Annotated in this window: 1 protein-coding gene and 2 pseudogenes; all 3 read right to left on the bottom strand. The window is 64.3% G+C overall.

Going from position 1 to position 1,710, the window contains the following annotated elements:
- Nucleotides 1-111: 111 nt before the first annotated feature.
- Nucleotides 112-726, bottom strand: a pseudogene (locus tag ACWGTO_RS33350) (LysR family transcriptional regulator); the annotation flags it as partial.
- Between the two features lie 45 nt (nucleotides 727-771).
- Entirely contained in the window at nucleotides 772-1,380 is a 609-nt protein-coding gene (locus ACWGTO_RS33345; protein ID WP_454578935.1) for a DedA family protein, read from the bottom strand.
- Nucleotides 1,377-1,710 (bottom strand): annotated as a pseudogene (locus ACWGTO_RS33340) (hypothetical protein); the annotation flags it as partial. The pseudogene ACWGTO_RS33340 and the gene ACWGTO_RS33345, both read right to left, overlap by 4 nt.

The following is a 1,710-nucleotide window of genomic DNA, read 5'->3' as shown; positions in this document are numbered from 1 at the left end:
TGGCCAAAGCCTATCCAAAGCCCACCGGCAAAGAGTCATAATCCCTGTGCAGAGCCACTAGCCGTGAGCGGTTCAGCTGGAGGCTGGGCCCAGCAGTATCGCTATGTGTGTCTCCTCGATCTCGTCGACGGTGAGCATGATCAGCGGCTCGGAGGCGTTATCGCCGATGCCGATGATGTCGGCGCTGGCAAGCCTGTGGCTGAACGGCACCCACAGCCGGTAGGCCGAGACTTCGAGGACTTCCGACTGCAGCGCGGTGCGGTCGCGCAGGTTGGACGTGACCATGACGGCGATGTCGAGCTTACCGCCGACCAGAAGGTGCTCGAGATAGTCGCCATTGTCCTCGATGGCCGAAACCTCGACGCCCGGATAGGCGCGGCGGTAACGGGCGAGCAAATCGGACAGCACATAGCCGGCGACCAGCGAGGTGTCGCCGAGCTGCAGGCGGCCGCCAGCGACAGCCTGGTCGCTGAAGAAGGAACGGCGTGCATCGGAGACATCGGCCAGGATTTTGGTCGCGTGGCGCAGGAACTGGTGGCCCTTGTGAGCGATGTTCCGGCCGCGTGGATGGCGCTCGAAGAGCTCGACGCCGAGATCGCTCTCCGCCTCCTTGATCGCCTCGGTGACCGAGGATTGCGAAATCGAGAGGTTCTGCGCGGCGCCCTAGACGGTGCCCTGCTCGGCGACGGCAATGAAGAACTGCAGTTGGCGGATGGTGAAAGCCATGGCCGGACTAAGCACCGGCGCGTGCGGGAAAGAAAGGGGCAGCGTCTACCTTCCTGCCGGTCTGGCGCGACGCCAACGGGAGCGCAATGCGATGAGGAACGCGACTTCCAGCGCAAGCACGATGGCCATGATGCGAAACGCCACCGTGAGCAGATCATGGACGCCGTCGCGCATCGCATAGCCCGCAAGAAGGAAGCCGGCGTTCCACAGCATCGCGCCAAGCAGGGTGGCCAAAGCGAAGGGCAAGGCCCGCAGACGCAGCGCGCCGGCGGCGATCGGCAGATAATTCCGCACCGTCGGCACGAACTGCGCCAGCAGCGAGGCCCGGATGTGATTGCGGCGATAGGCGCCGGAGAAACGCCGATAGGTCTCATGGCGCAGGAAGAAATAGCGGCCGAAGCGCCCGACCAGGGCGTCGGCGCGTACCGGGCCCAGCCGGCCGCCCAGAGCGAACCAGAACAGGCAGCCGGCCGTCGAAGCCAGTGTCGTGACCGCCAACAGGGCGCCGAGCGCGGCAATATCAGACGCCCTGGTCATGCCGAGAAAAAGCAGCAGCACATGCGACGGCGGCACGGGCAGTATCTTTTCGGTGAAGGCTAGACAAGCGGCGCCGAACAGGCCAAGCCCCAGCACCGCCGACAGGAGATCGGTCATGAGAAACGCCAGTCATAGGTGCTGAGGCTCTTGATCCTGGCGATCCGATAGACCGTCGCCGGGGGGAAGTTGCGGAAGGTCCCGCCGATGCGGACCGCCTCGAGGTCGAGGGCTCCAAGATCTTTCAGCGTTTGGCCGAGCGCCCCCTCGATCAAGGGGGCGTCTTCGGGATGAGGAGCCAGCTTACGACGGCGCCCAATCCTGGGAGGGAGCTCCCCAGTGAGTTCCTCTCGCGACGGGAGGCTCCCTGGCGCAACCTTATTCAGGTACGCAACAACAGCAGAGCGGCCACCAGCCTTCAGATAGTCCTGCACATCAGCTACAAAAGAA

It is taken from the genome of Mesorhizobium sp. PL10 (assembly GCF_053714315.1).
This window is presented reverse-complemented; position numbering and strand designations above follow the sequence as displayed.